The sequence below is a fragment of the Thalassospira alkalitolerans genome (assembly GCF_002115745.1).
In the GTDB taxonomy this organism is placed as follows: Bacteria; Pseudomonadota; Alphaproteobacteria; order Rhodospirillales; family Thalassospiraceae; genus Thalassospira; species Thalassospira alkalitolerans.
Genome location: NZ_JFKB01000007.1, coordinates 133,929 through 151,527, shown reverse-complemented (window position 1 = coordinate 151,527; position 17,599 = coordinate 133,929). Strand labels below are relative to the sequence as shown.

Here is a 17,599-nt window from a genome sequence, read left to right as displayed (position 1 = left end):
GACCGGAAATGCCAGAAACCAACAACAGCAACACCGATAAAAATCCGCTGGTCGAAATGCGCGACATCCATATCAGTTTTGGCGGGGTCAAGGCCGTTGACGGTGTTTCGATTGACCTTTACCCCGGCGAAGTGGTCGGCGTTCTGGGCCATAATGGTGCCGGGAAATCAACCCTGATCAAGGTTCTTTCAGGTGCCTATCAGGCCGATAGCGGCCAGATCATTGTCGATGGCCGCGAAGCCAAAATCGAAAATGCCCGCGATGCGCGGGACAACAATATCGAAACGATCTACCAAAACCTGGCCCTTGCCGATAATCTTGATGCTGCTCAAAACCTGTTTCTGGGCCGCGAATTCACCGATAAGTTTGGCTTTCTTGACGATGCAGCGATGGAACACAAGGCCCGCGAAGTCCTTCATCGTCTAAACCCGAATTTCAAGAAATTCACATCGCCGGTTTCAGCCCTTTCCGGTGGTCAACGTCAATCGGTTGCGATTGCGCGGGCACTTTTGTTCGAAGCCCGCGTCCTGATCATGGATGAACCCTGTGCCGCCCTTGGTGTTCATGAAACCCGCATGGTCGGCGAATTGATTGATCAGTTAAAACGCGACGGGCTCGGTATTTTGTTGATCAGTCACGATCTTCATGATGTGTTTGATTTATCTGATCGTTTGCATGTCATGAAAAACGGCAAACTGGTTGGAACGGTCCCGACCAAGGATGTTACCCACGACGATGTTCTGGGGATGATCATCCTTGGTAAAATGCCTGAACACCTGATGCATCTTGCCGGACCGGGTGCCACCAATGCCCCAAACAAAGAGGCTCTGCAATGACCGTCCACGTCCCCAATTCTGCCCGCGATATCCTGCCAAGCGATCATGATCGCGCCATTCTGATCGGTCGCGTGTGGGACCCGCGGGTATCGGGCCCAACGCCCGTTCTTGTCGATCAGGGCAACCTGCGCGATATCAGCAAGCTCGCCCCGACGGTCAGTCAGCTTCTTGAACGCGATGGCTTGGTATCCGAACTGGGCAAGGCATCCGATTTCCCGCTGATCGGGACGCTTGATGACATTGTCGCCGCGTCAAAACCCGGTACCGGGGCAGAAACCCTTCATTTGCTTAGCCCCAATGACCTTCAGGCAATCAAGGCAAGCGGGGTCACCTTTGTAGCCAGCCTGTTGGAACGCGTCATCGAAGAACAAACCCGCGGCGACGCCAGCAAGGCCGATCAAATCCGCACCGAAATCACGGGTATTATTGGCGATGATTTATCCCAGATCGAACCGGGATCGCCCAAGGCCGCCGAAATCAAACAGGTTCTGATCGAAAAAGGCGCCTGGTCGCAATATCTCGAAGTCGGGATCGGCCCGGATGCGGAAATCTTTACCAAATCCCCGCCGATGTCAGCAGTTGGACACGGGGCGCATGTTGGCTTGCATCCGATTTCAAACTGGAACAACCCGGAACCCGAAGTCGTTCTGGCCGTCAATTCGGCGGGCACCATTGTTGGCGCGACCCTTGGCAATGACGTCAATCTGCGCGATGTCGAAGGCCGGTCTGCCCTTTTGCTGGGCAAGGCCAAAGACAACAATGGATCCTGTGCCATTGGTCCATTCATTCGGTTGTTTGATGGTACATTCACCCTTGAAACCGTCAAGAATGCCGATTTGAAAATGGCGGTTGATGGCGCAGATGGCTATCACCTTGACGCCGGAAGTTCCATGAGCCAGATCAGCCGATCCCCCGAAAGCCTTGCCGCACAGGCATGTGGCAAACATCACCAATACCCGGATGGATTTATGCTGTTTCTGGGCACCATGTTTGCCCCGACCGATGACCGGGGCGGTCCGGGCAAGGGCTTTACCCATGAAATGGGCGATCTTGTCACCATCTCGACCCCGTCTCTTGGCACATTGTGCAATCAGGTGGATCGTTCCGATGCGATTGCCCCTTGGACATTTGGCATCACCGCCTTGATGACCAATCTGGCGGCACGCGGCCTGCTTTAAAACGGCGACATCAAAAACCCTCGGAAATCCTTGGCGATTTCCGAGGGCACGACCCCAAACAGCAAACCTCCGCCAAGAACGGCATCAAGGACGCATCAAGGAAATTCCAAGAACGCCCCGGCATCCCCCGGGATCACGCCATGCCCATATCACGCGAACGGGCCTGAAATTCAGACCCGTTTCATATCCCGCCCCACACAGTTAGTTACAGGCCCCACCCATGAGCCGTCGCCCCGATCATGACACCCCGCGCCAACCCTCGCAGATTGCCATTTTGCGCTTTTTGCGCGTTCATGGTCCGGCGGCCCGGATTGATATCGGCAACGCCACCGGATTAAGCCCCGCCACCGTCACATCGCTGACCGCGGATCTGATCGCCCAAGGATTGGTGCAGGAAACCCAAAGTGCGGCGACCAGCACCGGCAGCCAAGGCACCACACGGGGCCGCCCCAAGGTTTTGCTCGATCTTGTCCCAAGTGCGGCCTATGTCATCGGCATCAAACTGACCATCAACCTGATCGAAATCGCACTGGGAAATTTCAAGGGCGAAATCGAACACAGCATCCAGCACAGCATCAATACCCGCGACCTTGACGACACATCACTTGTCGCAACCCTGTGTGACCTGATTGATCAATTCATTGCCGACAACGACACCTTGGCAAAGCGCCCGCCGATTGGCATCGGCATCGCCATTCAGGGCGTCGCCGACAGCAATAGCGGCGAAATCATCTGGTCCCCGGCCCTTCGTCATCGCCAGATTGCCGTCACCAAACCACTGCGCGAACGGTACGGCGGGATTGTTCAGATGTCGAACGATGCCAATTGCATCGCCACCGCCATCACCCAAAACAACGACCTTGGCGGCAAGGGTGATTTCGCCGTCATCATGTTGGGATACGGGGTTGGCATGGGACTTGTCCTGAACGGGGCGGTCTATAATGGGCATTTCGGCGCGGCGGCCGAATTTGGCCATATGAAATATCAACCCGATGGGCCGCTTTGCAATTGCGGGCGACGGGGCTGTATCGAAGCCTATATCGGCGATTACGCCATCCTGCGCGATGCCAGCGGCCTGATTGACCTGCCCAACGCCAACAGCCTGCATCCCAGCGAAGATCAAATGATGGATCTGGTCAAACGGGCGCGCAGCGGCGACGAAGGTCTTGCCGATCTGTTCCGCCATGCTGGCAAGGTTCTGGGATATGGCATTGCCAATCTGATTGCGCTGTTGGGACCGGAACGCATTCTGATCACCGGGTCAGGCGCACGGGCCTATGATTTGATGGAACCCGAAATCGACCGTGGCCTGCGCGAAGCACAGGTGCCCGAACTGCGCAACGGCCCCAAAATCATCCATCTGCCCTGGAACAAGGATTTGGCATTGCAAGGTGCGATTGGCCAAAGCCTTTTACGCCATGACGAAAGCATCTTCGCCAATCCACCCGCACATCAAGGCTAACCCCCGGCATTCGATAATGTGGCACAAAAAGACGTAGCGACACACATCACACGCGCCCCGATCCAGACAGGGCCGTCAAACTGGCCCGCCCAAATCCCCAAAGATCATCATCCCGACCGTCGCCAAATGATCCGCCAGACCGCCCGTTGCCCATCGCATTCCCCATCACTCGTCACTCGTCACCCATCCCCCGTCACACATGCCCACCCCACAGGCCGCATCACAACAAACCACTCCGCCACGCAATCTGCGGCTCAATCTGCTGCCCCATGCAAAAGGCCGCCCGAAACCGGACGGCCTTCATTACATTTTCGCCGCTATATACAGCAAAATATAGCGGATCAACGACCCGTTTTTTTACGCCATGCTTCGAAATTGGCCTTGGTTTCATCCTTGGTCGGCGGATACAGGCCAATGATCGACTTGCCCGCCATAACTTCTTCCAGAACAAAGTCTTCGAAACTTTCCATGCCTGCGCATTCTTCGGCAATCTCATCGGCCAGATGGGCCGGAAGAACCACCACGCCATCCCGGTCTCCAACCAGAACATCGCCCGGAAAAACCGGTGCATCGCCACAGCCGATTGGCACATTAATGTCATAGGCCTCGTGCAGCGTCAGGTTGGTCGGGGCCGACGGACGATTGTGATAGGCATGAATATCAAGCTTGCCAATGCCTTCGGCATCACGAAAACCGCCATCGGTAATGATACCAACAACACCGCGCTTCATCAGGCGGGTAACAAGGATTGATCCGGCGGATGCCGCACGGGCATCCTTGCGGCTATCCATGACAAGAACATGGCCCGCCGGGCATTGCTCAACAGCAACACGTTGCGGATGGTTGGGATCGCGGAACACTTCAATCGGATTGCGATCTTCACGCGCCGGGATATAACGCAGCGTATAAGCCTGCCCGACCATGTTGTCGTCTTTGGGCGCCACCGGCCCGACTTCCTGAATGTACTGATTGCGCAGGCCACGCTTAAAAAGCGCGGTGCAAAGCGACGCGGTGCTGACCCGTTTAAGTTTGTCACGCGTGGCATTGCCAAGGACATAGTCGGTCATATTCGAAACTCCGTAGATATGCGCGGGCCGTGGATCACACGCACCCGCGCCAAGTCATATCAAATGGCAATCAGGCCAGATCAGTCGGCAAAACATCCGCCGGGATGTTCTGATAGCAAACCGGGCGCAGGAAACGACGGATCGACATGGTGCCGACCGATGTCGCCCCGAAATTGGTCGATGCCGGATACGGTCCACCGTGCACCATGGTGTCGGAAACCTCGACCCCGGTCGGAAAACCATTGGCCAAAACACGGCCAGCCTTGCGTTCCAAAATCGGCATCAACGAACGGGCATCGGCGGCATCACCGGCATCAAGATGAAGCGTACAAGTCAACTGACCTTCAAGTGCCTTGGCAACCGCGCGCATTTGCGCCATGTCCTTAACCCGGACAACAAGACCAAGCGGCCCAAAGACTTCTTCGCCCAACACATGATTGGCCAGCCAGTTTTCACCGGTGGTTTCAAACAAATACGGCGTTGCATTGCGAAGATCACATGTCGTGGTCAGCACATCTTTAACGCCTGCGGTTTCGGCAATGCGTTTTGCGCCACTGCGATACGCATCGGCCATGCCATCGGTCAGCATGGTCTGGGCGGCAACATCGCCAAGGCCTGCTTTGGCCGTTTCAACAAAAGCATCGGCATCCGGCCCATCAATCACAACCGCAATTCCCGGATTGGTGCAGAACTGCCCTGCTCCCATGGTCAAGGACCCGGCCCAGCCTTTGGCAAGGGCTTCGTTCCGCGCGCTCATGGCTTTGGGCAACAGGAACATCGGATTGACCGATCCCAACTCGCCAAAGAACGGAATTGGTTCCGGACGTTGCGCACACAGATCAAACAATGCACGACCACCGCCAAGCGACCCGGTAAAGCCAACCGCCTTGATCAGCGGATGCTGCACCAGACTTTGACCAACATCACGTTTGCCGCCTTGAATAAGCGAAAACACGCCGGGATGAACGCCACACGCCTTAACCGCAACGTCAATCGCCTGTGCAACGATTTCACCAGTACCAGGATGGGCGGAATGGCCTTTGACAACAACCGGGCAACCTGCGGCAAGGGCGGCGGCGGTATCACCACCGGCAACCGAAAACGCCAGCGGGAAGTTCGACGCACCAAACACGGCCACCGGGCCAATCGGGCGCTGCATCAAACGCAAATCCGGGCGCGGCAACGGCGCACGATCGGGCAATGCTTCGTCATGACGACGATCCAGATAATCACCGGCCAAAATATGGCTTGCAAACAGGCGAAGCTGGCCAACGGTGCGGCCACGCTCGCCATTCAGGCGGGCTTCGGGAAGGCCGGTTTCCTGGGTGCCGATTTCGGTAATTTCTGCACCGCGCGCATCGATTTCATCAGCAATTTTGTTTAGCAACGCCGCACGATCTTCACGGGTGGAATAGCCAAAGCTCCAAAACGCTTCTTCGGCGGCCTTGGCAGCCTGATCAACCAGTGCCGGGGTGCCGACCGGGAATGTATTGGCCGGGCCATGGGCAGGCTCGGACTGGAAGGTCTGCTCGCCTGCTACCCACTGGCCTGCGATCAGATGTTTTCCTGTCAGATGATAGGACATTTTGTGCCTCCTTTGACCGGGGTTATCCCGGCATTTATTTCACAAGTTTATTTTGACGCATGAAGCCAACCAGCTTTTCATGCTGTGTATCGGTAAGCGGCCATGCCGATGGCGGACGGGTCGCACCGCAATCATTGCCCAGCAATTTCAACGCCGATTTCACACCGGTCACATTGGTGCCATTCATTTCTTCGGCGCGCACATCTTCGAATGCGCGCATTTCTGCAATCAGTTTACGGGCGGTTTCATAATCGCCGCCTTCAAGGGCGCTGTGGATCGCCATCGACCGTTCCGGCCACACATTGATCAAACCCGATGTAAAGCCACGTGCGCCAACGGCATAAAAACTTGGCGCCCAAACCTCGGCCAATCCCCCGACCCAGACAATATCAGGATCACAGGCAGAAATCGCCTCGGCCAGTTTCATCGGGTTCGGCGTTGCCCATTTCACACCGGCCACCCCTTCGACCGCACAAAGATCGGCAATTGCCTTGGTGCCGATGGTATCATTGCGCAGATAAAGCATCATCGGCAAACCATCCGATGCATCGGCAATACGTTTCAGGTAATCAACAACACCGCGCGGCGCAACAAACGGGTCTGGTGGCTGATGGATCATCAAAGCCTCGGCCCCGGCCTTGGCCGATGCCTTGGCCAACGCAACCGCATCGCGAATACCGCGACCAACCCCGGCCAGCATCGGCGCCCGACCATCCAGCATTTCAGCAACCGATTGGGCCATGGTGATGGCCTCATCCGTGGTCAGCGCGTAAAATTCGCCGGTATTGCCATTCACCACCGGAAAATGCACACCCGCCGCCAGCGCACGATCAATGATCGGCGAAAGTTTAGCCGGTGCAACATCACCGTTTTCGTCATAAGGCGTGACAAGGATACCCGATATCCCCGAAAGCACGTCACGCAATTCAGCCTTGGAAAGCGCCATTGGTCAAAGTCCTTGAATTCTGTGGATGGCAGCACGTTGGGGGCACCACCATTTCGTTTCACACTTAATCATTACCGGCCATCAAAACCGGATCAGAAAATATCCGGCTCGCCCGCGGTTTTACCAAAATCAGGCGACAGGAAGTCAAAGTCACAGCCCTCATTGGCCTGGGTCACATGCTTGCCAAACATCCAGCCATAACCACGCTGATAGCGATCTTCGGGTTTTTTCCATGCGGCACGGCGACGCTCGATCTCGTCCTCGGCCACCAGCATATCCAAACGCCGGTTATCAAGATCAAGCCGAACGATATCGCCGGTCTTCAAAAGTGCGAGCGGCCCGCCGATATAACTTTCTGGCGCAACATGAAGCACACAGGCCCCATAGGACGTGCCCGACATCCGCGCATCAGAAATGCGCAACATATCGCGATGGCCCTGTTTGATCAGCGCCTTGGGAATGGGCAACATACCCCATTCCGGGAAGCCCGGCCCGCCAAGCGGCCCGGCATTGCGCAGCACCAAAACATGATCGGGCGTGACATCAAGGTTTTCGTCATCAATCGCCTTTTTCATCTCGGGATAGCTGTCAAACACCAATGCCGGTCCCTTGTGATTGCGGAAACGCTCGTCACAGGCGGCCGGTTTGATCACCGCCCCGTCCGGGCACAGATTGCCGCGCAAAACCGCAAGCGATCCTTCGTGATAGACCGGGTTTGACAACGGGCGAATAACGTCATCGTTATAAACCGTCGCCCCTTCAAGCGTTTCACCCAGCGTTTTGCCGGTTACCGTCGTCACACCAAGGTCAAGCTTGTCACCAAGCTGCGCCATAAGGGCGCGCAATCCCCCGGCATAGAAGAAATCTTCCATCAAATAATCACCCTTGCCCGATGGGCGAATATTGGCGATCAGCGGCGTGGTGCGGCCCAGCGCATCAAGATCATCAAGGGTAAGATTGATACTGGCACGGCGCGCCATCGCCAAAAGATGCACCACCGCATTGGTCGAACACCCGGTTGCCATTGCAACAACGGCAGAGTTCCGAACCGATTCCGGGGTGACGATTTTTTCCGGCGTCAAATCTTCCCAGACCATATCAACAATCCGACGACCACATTGGGTCGACATGCGAATATGCCCGGCATCCGGTGCCGGGATGGAGGACGCGCCAGGAAGGCAAAGCCCCATTGCTTCGGCAATGGCGGTCATGGTCGATGCGGTGCCCATTGTCATGCAATGGCCATAGGACCGCGCAATACCGCCTTCAACACCAAGCCATTCTTCGTCACTGATGTTACCGGCGCGCCGTTCATCCCAGTATTTCCAGGCATCCGAGCCTGACCCCAGGATTTTACCGGCATAATTGCCGCGCAACATCGGCCCGGCGGGCAGATAAATCATCGGCACACCGGCCGAAATCGCGCCCATCACAAGGCCCGGTGTCGTTTTATCGCAACCGCCCATCAAAACCACACCGTCAAGCGGGTGGGACCGGATCATTTCCTCGGTCTCCATCGCCAGCAGGTTGCGATACAGCATCGAGGTCGGCTTGGTGAAGGATTCATCAACCGAAATCGCCGGAAGTTCGACCGGGAAACCGCCCGCCTGATGCACACCCTTTTTCACATCCCCGGCCCGTTCCCGGAAATGGGCATGACAAGGATTTAATTCCGACCAGGTATTCAAAATACCAATCACCGGGCGCCCAACCCAGTCTTCCGGATCAAGCCCCATCTGCATCAAACGTGAACGATGCCCAAACGCGCGAAGATCATCCGGCGCAAACCAACGCGCACTTCTAAGGTCTTCAGGTGATTTTTTTTGTTTCGCGGACATGGCGTCCCTCCCGTTTTTTTGCCTGAAGGCTGACGATGCATCACGCGCAACCAACAAAACAATATGATTTCTTTGATAGCTTTATGTATGCGCATACATGTATTCGTTGTCAAGTATTCTTACATGCAATTCAACAGAGAAAAGCTGGATAAAAAAGACTGACTATTCTGGGATTGACATAATTCAAAACCACTTGTATGAAATTATGTATGCGCTTTCATATGGCTTGAAAATTTACAGGCTGCAATAATAATAACAAGTGAAACGCTAGCCCGCGAGAACCACCTCGACCGGGCATCACGGGCAAAAAGCTCCATCAGGAAAGCGTCATTTGGGAGGAAACTCATGACCGGATTTTTCAAGACCCTCGCCACCGCAGCCGGCTTTGCCGCCATGGTTGCATCACCAATTATCGCCAACGCCGCAGAACTGCCAAGCAATGTTCGCCTGGTGATCGGTTCAAAATCGACCGGCGGTGATACCTATCAAAACAGCGCCATCGTCGCCGAAGCCCTGTCGAAAAAACTGGATATCAATGTCAAAGTTGATGCCGTTGGCGTCAGCGAAGCCTTCAAGGCACTTGATCGCGATTCACGCGGCACGACACTTATGATGTTCCATGACGGTGCCTATATGGGCAACCTTTATGGTGTTCGCGGCTATGACAACATTTTTGAAAAATACAATGTTGGCGCAACGGTTTCGATCAATCCGGGCAATGCATATCTTGTCGCAAAAGACTCACCATTCCGATCAATGGAAGACGTCTTTGCCGCCGCCGCCGCCGGACAGCGCATTCGGGTTGCCATTCAGGCCGGTGGCGTTTCGGAAATTGGTTTGTCTGCGATGAAAAACGCCGCAAAAATCATGTATCCCGGCGCCGAAGAAAACATTGTCGCCGTTAACACCGGTTCACAGGCAGATAAAAACCAGCTTCTGTTTGACCGTCAGGCTGATGTGATCAACGGCTCGGTGCAGGCGAACGAACAGTTCACCCAGCTTGCCCAGGATGACCAAAAAGCCATGCGTTTCATCTGGGTAACCGCCCGTGAAGAAACCATCAAACAGGCAAATCCGGAAGGCATGGGAAACACGACCAGCGAAGAACTGCTGGGCTATACCACGCCAAATGTCAGCGTCACGATCGATGGCAAAAAAGACTTTACCTTTGATAAAGAGTTCTTTTTCATCTTCAACAAAGACATGGATCCGGCAATTATCGAAACCATCGACAATGCCCTTGCTGAAATCTATGCCGAAGGCAAAATTCAGGAAACCCAGAAGAATTCCTTCTTTATCCCGAACTTCCTGCCCTCGACCGAAGCCTCTGCCTATCTGAAAGATAAAAGCGAAACCATCCGGAAAATTATCTCTTCGATTTCGACCAAGTAACCATATCATGTCGGCCCGGCTTTTGGTCGGGCCGACATGGCACTTGGCATTTTTCCCTGCCTGAAACGACCACTAAAGACAATCCCGCCAAACGCTTCACGCTTTGAAACAGATGGGTTTTCGGCAGAACCGGAAACGGCGGGATAAGCAGGAGATACTTCATGTCACTGGAATCGCTTTTATCAGTGTCCATCGATTTCGATACATCACACACTGTGTTTCCAACGATCACCGCCGTTGTCCTTGGCATTTTACTGGTGGCCATATTGGCAACGCGCGGCCGCACAATTTTGGCGACGGTTGGCTCTCTTCCATGGTGGCCGGCCAAGATTGACCACATGCGGTTTTTCGGAACACTTGTGGGTACCGTTCTTTATTTCATCGCAATGCCATGGGTTGGTGATTTTTACCCCAACACCGGTCTGGGATTTTACATCTGTTCAATCCCCTACCTGTTCGCCATGAGCGTGCTTTACCTGCACCAGCGCGATAAACGGCACCTGATGATAGCAGGACTTAACGCCGTCATAGCACCCAGCGTTGTCTGGTATCTGCTGTCCGAGCTTTTCAACATATCGCTTCCTTAAGCCAAGAACGACACGAGAGATTTGACATGGATTTTCTTTCCATTTTAACGCCGTTCTTCTTTACCCTGGTTGCATCAGGCACCGTGATTGGCATCATCTTTGGTGCAATTCCGGGCATGACAGCAACCATGGCGGTCGCGGTGTGTTTGCCCCTGACCTATTCCCTTGGATTGGAAAACGGTCTGGCCTTGCTGCTGGGTCTTTACGTCGGGGGTATTTCCGGCGGCCTTGTTCCGGCAATTCTTTTGAATATTCCGGGAACGCCATCCTCTATCGCCACCACATTTGATGGCTATCCGATGACCCAAAAGGGCGAAGGCGAACGTGCCCTTCGGATCGCGGTCATTTCGTCATTTATCGGCGGCATCATAAGCCTTGCCGCTTTGTACTTCTTCGCCCCTGCCCTTGCCGACTTTGCGATCAAGTTTTCATATGTCGAAAAATTCCTGATTATCTTCTTTGCCCTGACCGTTATGGCCGCACTTAGCAGCAACATGCTGGTCGGTATTTTCAGCGGCGTTTTGGGCATATTCCTAAGCCTGATCGGGGCCTATGATATTTCACGTGGCGGCAACGGCGAATTGCGCTTGGTGCCGGAATTTTTGGAATATTATCTTGAAAGCGGCTTTTCATTGCTGCCGGTACTGATCGGGATTTTTGGCTTGGCCACGATCCTTATCGAAGCCGAAGACGGTATGAAAGACGGCAAAGACCTTTCATCGATCAAGATCGGCAAAGGCAAACGGTTCGATTTTTCCGTCTTCAAAGGTCAATTTGTCAATCTGATCCGCTCATCCGGGATTGGGACTTTTGTGGGTATTTTGCCCGGCGTTGGTGGCAGTGCCGCATCGATTTTGGCCTATAGCCAGCAAAAGAACTTTTCAAAAAACCCGGAACGATTTGGCAAAGGCGAGCCATCAGGCATTATGGCATCGGAAAGTGCCAACAATGGCCTGACCGGCGGCGCATTGGTTCCGCTTTTATCGCTTGGTATTCCAGGTGATTCGACAACCGCAATCCTGATCGGCGCCTTTACCTTGCAAGGCATTCAGGTCGGCCCCCTGTTTATCGGCAATAATCCGGTAACATGGGATGCCATGATTATCGCGATGCTGGCGGCAAACATCGTTATGCTTCTGGTCATGATCTTTGCCATCCGCTATATCGCCAAAGTCGTGATGATCCCGAAAAACATCCTGTTTCCGATCATTTTGATGATGTGCGTTGTCGGGGCATATACCATCAATTACGGCGTCATGTTTGATGTCTGGACGTTGCTGATATTTGGTTTGTTTGGCTACTTTGCCCATAAAATCGGATTGGAAATTGCGCCGTTTATTATCGGTTTCATTCTGGGTCCATCGGCGGAAATCTATTTCGTCAAAAGTATTGAATCCTTTGGCACGCTTTCGATCTTCTTTACCAAAAGCTGGATCGCGGTTCTTTTGTGGGTCTTGATCGGGCTATCCGTCTGGTTCTCGATTACAATCGCGCGCAAAAAGAAAAAAGACTTGGTCCAAAACGGCCAGTAACATAATCAGGCACGCTTTATTGCCTGACCCCCTGCAAAGATGTTTTCTCCGGGGTTTCCTTTACCCCCGGAGAAAAATATCAGCGCAGCTTTACCAACAGAGAAACCATTTTGCCCAAGACCGAACGCAAACCTGAAGCCAAACAAAACACCGAAAGCAGCTCCGGCACGGTGACAATGGAAGCTGTCGGGCGTCTTGCGGGCGTATCTCAGGTAACGGTATCCCGGGCGCTGAATAATCCGTCGAAAGTTTCCGCCAAGACACTTGAACGCATCAAAAATGCGATTGAATTGACCGGCTATGTTCCAAACATGGTCGCAGGCGCACTTGCCTCAAAGCGAAGCCACCTGATTGTCGCCCTGATCCCGTCGATCACCAATTTTGCCTATTCCGAATTTATCAAACACTTCATTCAGGTCATGCGCGGATACGGCTATCACGTTCTTACTGCGGAAACCGGCCTGTCGCAGGAAGAAGAAGAATCAATTCTGGCAACAATGCTCAGTCGCCGCCCCGACGGCATCATGATGACCGGCATAAATCATTCGGCCAAATGCAAACGCATGATTTTGGGGTCCGGCATTCCGGTTGTTGAAATTTGGGATATTACCGCATCTCCGATCGACACCTGTGTTGGCTTTTCACATGCAAAATCGGGTGAAGAAACCGCAAAGTTTGCCTATGAAAAAGGCTATCGCCATGCGCTGGCCATTTCCGCAGGCGACGAACGGGCGCTAAGACGCAAAGATGCTTTTTGCGACACCTTTAACAAGCTGACCCAAAATCAGGTCGATGAAATTTGCTTGCCCGGACAGGCCAGTCTTGAACTCGGGCGCTCATCCCTTGCCCAAGCCATCGAAAACGGCTTCAAAAGCGGTGTTGTTATGTGCAGTTCGGATCTTCTGGCACATGGCGTCATTATCGAAGCCCAAACACGCCACCTTAAAATTCCCCAAGACATCGCCGTGATTGGTTTCGGGAACCAGAATTTTGCCGCCTTTACCGCGCCCGCCCTGACAACGGTCAAGGTCGACCGGGCTTATCTTGGCTCTCAGGCTGCAAAAGTTCTGATGACGCGTATTGACCAAAAACCATTGGAAAACAAGTGCATCGACATCGGATTTGAAATCGTGGCACGGGATTCGGCTTAAACACCAACCGACATCACGAAAAACGGCGGAATAATCCATGCCGTTCGCGGCAAATCATCGTCAGGCCCGCCTGCCGCGCCAAATTGACCGCAGTTAATGTCGGCCCCGAAAGCGTCACAAGCCCACCAACCCCGCATTGCACGGTTTTGGTCACGATTTCATACGAACACCGGCTGGTCATCAGGATGAACCCGCCCGTTTTATCAATCCCGGCACGGGCCACCGCCCCCAGAACCTTATCCAGCGCATTATGACGCCCAATATCTTCGCGCACGATTTGGATCGTCCCCGTGCCATCGACAAAGGCACTGGCATGTAAAAGCCCCCCGCCTTCGCGATTGCGCGTCTGATGATCCGGAAGCGCATCAATCGCCCGCAAAACAATATCTTGGGCCATATTACCCGGCACGACCTTGCCGATCTTGTCCATGGCAACCGCGTCAAGCGATTGAACCCCGCAAAGCCCACAGCCGGATCGGCCTTCCAGCGTGCGCTGGCGAACATCAAGACGCTCAAGGATATTCTCATCCAGATCCGCCTCGATCACAAAACCCTGCAAGGTCTTGCGCACATCGCGCAGGGTAATTTGCCCGATATGATCAGCAATGCCTTCGGACAGGGTAAACCCGATGATGAAATCCTCAAGATCGTGGGGGGATACCATCATCACCGCATGGGATTTGCCATTAAAGGTCACCGCCGCCGGGATTTCCGGCTGCAGGATCACCGGCACATCATCATCGCCCTGCCCGTTGCCAATGGCGCGGGCCGGGTCGTGATCACGACCATCAATAATGCGGTTTTCCGATGCCATTTTCGCCCTCACGCAGGTTGCTTGACCTTGCGGATCGACGGGGCGGCTTCGATGACCAGCGGATGGAAACCTTCCTGGCCACTTTCGATCATATCAAAAAGCTGCTTGCGCATACGCGGTTCCCAGAATTCACTGATATGACCGGCCACACCTTCGACCCCTTCGGCATGGGGTTTGGATGTAAAAAAGGTCGCAATCTGATTGGCCATATAGACGAGCTTGTCAGGTGCCATTGGCGTTATAACTCCCGCCGTTTTTTTGTTTTACGGATGGAAACACCCGGTTTCATGACGATATCCTATCACGAAACCGGGCACGATTTCCGGCCTATTCGGCTGCGTCAACGCGCGGGGCAATCCGGCGCGACTGTTCAGCCTGCTTGTCGTATTCGACCTGCCATTCGCTTGGCCCGTTGCTGGGCGTAATCTGCACGGCTGTAACCTTGTATTCCGGGCAATTGGTCGCCCAGTCGGTAAAGTCCGTGGTGATCACATTGGCCTGTGTGCCCGGATGGTGGAATGTGGTGTAAACCACACCCGGCGCAACACGGTCGGTAATGGTGGCACGAAGCGATGTTTCGCCCGAACGCGATGCCAAACGGACCCAGTCACCATCCCGAACGCCGCGCTGTTCGGCATCATGGGGATGGATTTCCAAAAGGTCTTCCTTATGCCAGGCGGTATTTTCCGTCCGGCGGGTCTGCGCACCAACGTTATATTGGCTCAAAATCCTGCCCGTGGTCAGCAACAGCGGGAAGCGCGGACCGGTGCGTTCATCGGTGGCAACATATTCGGTAACAACGAACTTGCCCTTGCCGCGCACAAAGCCATCAATATGCATGACCGGCGTGCCCATCGGGGCCTTTTCATTACACGGCCACTGGATTGATCCTTCGCGTTCCAAAAGATCGTAATCAACCCCGGCAAAGCTTGGCGTGGTGGCGGCAATTTCATCCATCACCTGTGACGGATGGGTGTAATTCCAGTCAAGCCCCATGGCACGTGCCAAATTCTGGGTGACTTCCCAATCGGCAAACCCGTTTTTCGGTTTCATCACCTTGCGAACACGGTTGATGCGGCGTTCGGCATTGGTAAATGTGCCGTCCTTTTCAAGGAAGGTCGAACCGGGCAGGAAGACATGCGCATGGTTTGCGGTTTCGTTCAAAAACAGGTCATGAACAACAACGCATTCCATCGCCGCCAGACCGGCCGCCACATGTTTGGTATCCGGGTCCGATTGCAGGATGTCTTCACCCTGAATATAAATACCCTTAAATGTGCCTTCGACGGCGGCATCAAGCATATTGGGAATACGAAGCCCCGGCTCGTCATCAAGTTTGACGCCCCAGATTTTTTCAAACACATCACGCGTCGCATCATCGGCAACATGGCGATAGCCCGGTAACTCATGCGGGAAGGACCCCATATCACAAGCGCCTTGCACATTGTTCTGCCCGCGCAATGGGTTCACCCCAACCCCCGGACGGCCCAAATTTCCCGTCGCCATGGCAAGATTGGCAATCGCCATCACGGTGGTTGATCCTTGGCTGTGTTCGGTCACGCCAAGCCCGTAATAAATCGCACCATTACCGCCGCGTGCGAACACACGTGCGGCCTTGCGCACGGTTTCGGCCGGAACACCTGACAGGCGTTCGACTTCTTCCGGGCTGTTTTGCGGATCGGAAACAAACGCGGCCCAATCCTGGAACTCGTCCCAGTCACAACGTTCGCGAATGAATTTTTCGTCAAACAGCCCCTCGGTCACGATGACATGCGAAAGCGATGTTAAAACCGCAACATTGGTGCCCGGACGCAATGCCAAATGGGCGGCGGCCTTGATATGCGGCGATTGCACAAGATCAATCCGCCGCGGATCAATGACAATCAATTCAGCACCCTGACGCAGGCGCTTTTTCAAACGCGATGCAAACACAGGATGCCCATCCGTCGGATTTGCCCCGATCAGGATCACAACATCGGTTTGTTCAACACTGTCAAAATCCTGGGTTCCGGCAGACGTCCCGAATGTGGTTTTAAGGCCATAACCGGTTGGTGAATGGCAAACACGCGCACAGGTATCAACATTGTTATTGCCAAAACCGGCCCGGATCAGCTTTTGCACAAGGAAGGTTTCCTCGTTCGTGCAACGCGATGACGTAATGCCACCAATCGCGCCTTTGCCGTGTTTTTCCTGAATGGATTTGAATTTATTGGCGGTATAGCTCAGCGCCTCTTCCCAACTGACTTCACGCCAGGGGTCAGACGTCTTTTCACGGATCATCGGGTTCAGGATGCGATCCTGATGGCTGGCATAGCCATAGGCAAAGCGCCCCTTGACGCAAGAATGCCCGCGATTGGCCTTGCCGTCTTTATACGGCACCATGCGGACCAGCTCATCACCGCGCATTTCCGCCTTGAACGAACAGCCAACCCCGCAATAGGCACAGGTCGTGACCACCGAATGTTCCGGCTGACCGATTTCAATGACTGATTTTTCCTGCAACGTCGCCGTCGGGCAGGCCTGCACACAGGCACCACACGAAACGCATTCTGAATCCAGGAAGTTTTCATGCATCCCCGGCGACACGCGGCTTTCAAACCCGCGGCCTTCGATGGTCAGGGCAAAGGTCCCCTGAACTTCCTCGCACGCCCGCACACAACGCGAACAAACAATACATTTCGATGGATCATAGGTGAAATACGGGTTGCTTTGATCCTTGGCCATATAGCGAGCATTTTCCTCGCCATTTTGGCGGGTTTTAACGTGGTTGCCCCCGTCATAGCCATAGCGCACATCGCGCAGGCCAACCGCACCGGCCATGTCCTGCAACTCGCAATCACCATTCGCCGCACAGGTCAGGCAATCCAGCGGGTGATCGGAAATATAAAGCTCCATCACGCCTTTGCGGATTTTCTTAAGCCGCTCGGTCTGGGTATGCACCACCATGCCATCGGCAACCGGCGTCGTGCAAGATGACGGCGTGCCATTGCGGCCCTCAACCTCGACCAGACACAATCGGCATGATCCGAACGCATCGACCATATCGGTCGCGCATAGTTTCGGCACCTTGATCCCGACCTCCATCGAGGCCCGCATGATCGATGTGCCCTCGGGCACGGTAACATCAAATCCGTCGACATTGATCGTCACGGTCTTTTCGGATTTGGCGGCGGGGGTTCCGTAGTCAACTTCTTGTATCAAGGACATCGTG

At 54.3% G+C, this 17,599-nt stretch carries 14 protein-coding genes; 7 read left to right on the top strand and 7 right to left on the bottom strand.

Going from position 1 to position 17,599, the window contains the following annotated elements:
- The first annotated feature begins 8 nt into the window (after positions 1 to 8).
- The 3 genes from TALK_RS11735 (at position 9) to TALK_RS11725 (ending at position 3,476) form a co-directional block, all read left to right on the top strand.
- On the top strand, positions 9 to 836 hold the full coding sequence (locus TALK_RS11735) for an ATP-binding cassette domain-containing protein (RefSeq protein ID WP_211274808.1): 828 nt from the start codon (positions 9 to 11) through the stop codon (positions 834 to 836).
- A complete protein-coding gene (locus tag TALK_RS11730) occupies positions 833 to 2,014 on the top strand; it encodes a fumarylacetoacetate hydrolase family protein (protein WP_085619059.1) in 1,182 nt (393 codons plus the stop codon). Before TALK_RS11735 ends, TALK_RS11730 begins: the two co-directional genes overlap by 4 nt.
- A gap of 220 nt (positions 2,015 to 2,234) precedes the next feature.
- A complete protein-coding gene (locus TALK_RS11725; protein ID WP_085619057.1) occupies positions 2,235 to 3,476 on the top strand; it encodes an ROK family transcriptional regulator in 1,242 nt (413 codons plus the stop codon).
- Between the two features lie 341 nt (positions 3,477 to 3,817).
- Here the strand turns inward: TALK_RS11725 and TALK_RS11720 are convergent, their stop codons facing one another.
- The 4 genes from TALK_RS11720 to araD form a co-directional block, all read right to left on the bottom strand.
- The gene (locus TALK_RS11720) at positions 3,818 to 4,543 is read right to left on the bottom strand and encodes a ribonuclease activity regulator RraA (RefSeq protein WP_085619055.1); all 726 of its coding nucleotides are present in this window, start codon (positions 4,541 to 4,543) and stop codon (positions 3,818 to 3,820) included.
- Between the two features lie 70 nt (positions 4,544 to 4,613).
- Entirely contained in the window at positions 4,614 to 6,128 is a 1,515-nt protein-coding gene (locus TALK_RS11715; protein ID WP_085619053.1) for an aldehyde dehydrogenase (NADP(+)), read from the bottom strand.
- 34 nt (positions 6,129 to 6,162) lie between these two features.
- Positions 6,163 to 7,074, bottom strand: a complete 912-nt coding sequence (locus TALK_RS11710) for a dihydrodipicolinate synthase family protein (RefSeq protein ID WP_085619051.1) — start codon at positions 7,072 to 7,074, stop codon at positions 6,163 to 6,165.
- Between the two features lie 92 nt (positions 7,075 to 7,166).
- Positions 7,167 to 8,912 carry an L-arabinonate dehydratase gene (gene araD / locus TALK_RS11705; protein WP_085619049.1) on the bottom strand — a complete coding sequence of 582 codons (1,746 nt, stop codon included), beginning with the start codon at positions 8,910 to 8,912 and terminating at the stop codon, positions 7,167 to 7,169.
- 345 nt (positions 8,913 to 9,257) lie between these two features.
- On the opposite strand from araD, the gene TALK_RS11700 reads away from it, so the two are divergent.
- From TALK_RS11700 to TALK_RS11685, 4 genes are all read left to right on the top strand, one after another.
- Entirely contained in the window at positions 9,258 to 10,304 is a 1,047-nt protein-coding gene (locus TALK_RS11700; protein ID WP_085619047.1) for a type 2 periplasmic-binding domain-containing protein, read from the top strand.
- A 161-nt stretch (positions 10,305 to 10,465) separates the two neighbouring features.
- Positions 10,466 to 10,891, top strand: coding sequence for a tripartite tricarboxylate transporter TctB family protein (locus TALK_RS11695; protein ID WP_085619045.1), 426 nt, complete (start codon positions 10,466 to 10,468; stop codon positions 10,889 to 10,891).
- Positions 10,892 to 10,917: 26 nt separating this feature from the next.
- A complete protein-coding gene (locus tag TALK_RS11690; RefSeq protein ID WP_085619043.1) occupies positions 10,918 to 12,423 on the top strand; it encodes a tripartite tricarboxylate transporter permease in 1,506 nt (501 codons plus the stop codon).
- A gap of 110 nt (positions 12,424 to 12,533) precedes the next feature.
- Positions 12,534 to 13,574, top strand: a complete 1,041-nt coding sequence (locus TALK_RS11685) for a LacI family DNA-binding transcriptional regulator (RefSeq protein ID WP_245829845.1) — start codon at positions 12,534 to 12,536, stop codon at positions 13,572 to 13,574.
- A gap of 13 nt (positions 13,575 to 13,587) precedes the next feature.
- On the opposite strand, the gene fdhD is transcribed toward TALK_RS11685, so the two are convergent.
- The 3 genes from fdhD to fdhF all read right to left on the bottom strand — a co-directional run bounded on the left by fdhD (position 13,588) and on the right by fdhF (position 17,595).
- The gene (fdhD, locus tag TALK_RS11680; protein WP_085619041.1) at positions 13,588 to 14,388 is read right to left on the bottom strand and encodes a formate dehydrogenase accessory sulfurtransferase FdhD; all 801 of its coding nucleotides are present in this window, start codon (positions 14,386 to 14,388) and stop codon (positions 13,588 to 13,590) included.
- Between the two features lie 8 nt (positions 14,389 to 14,396).
- The gene (locus TALK_RS11675; protein WP_085619039.1) at positions 14,397 to 14,621 is read right to left on the bottom strand and encodes a formate dehydrogenase subunit delta; all 225 of its coding nucleotides are present in this window, start codon (positions 14,619 to 14,621) and stop codon (positions 14,397 to 14,399) included.
- Positions 14,622 to 14,715: 94 nt separating this feature from the next.
- Entirely contained in the window at positions 14,716 to 17,595 is a 2,880-nt protein-coding gene (fdhF, locus tag TALK_RS11670; RefSeq protein ID WP_085619037.1) for a formate dehydrogenase subunit alpha, read from the bottom strand.
- Positions 17,596 to 17,599 lie beyond the last annotated feature (4 nt).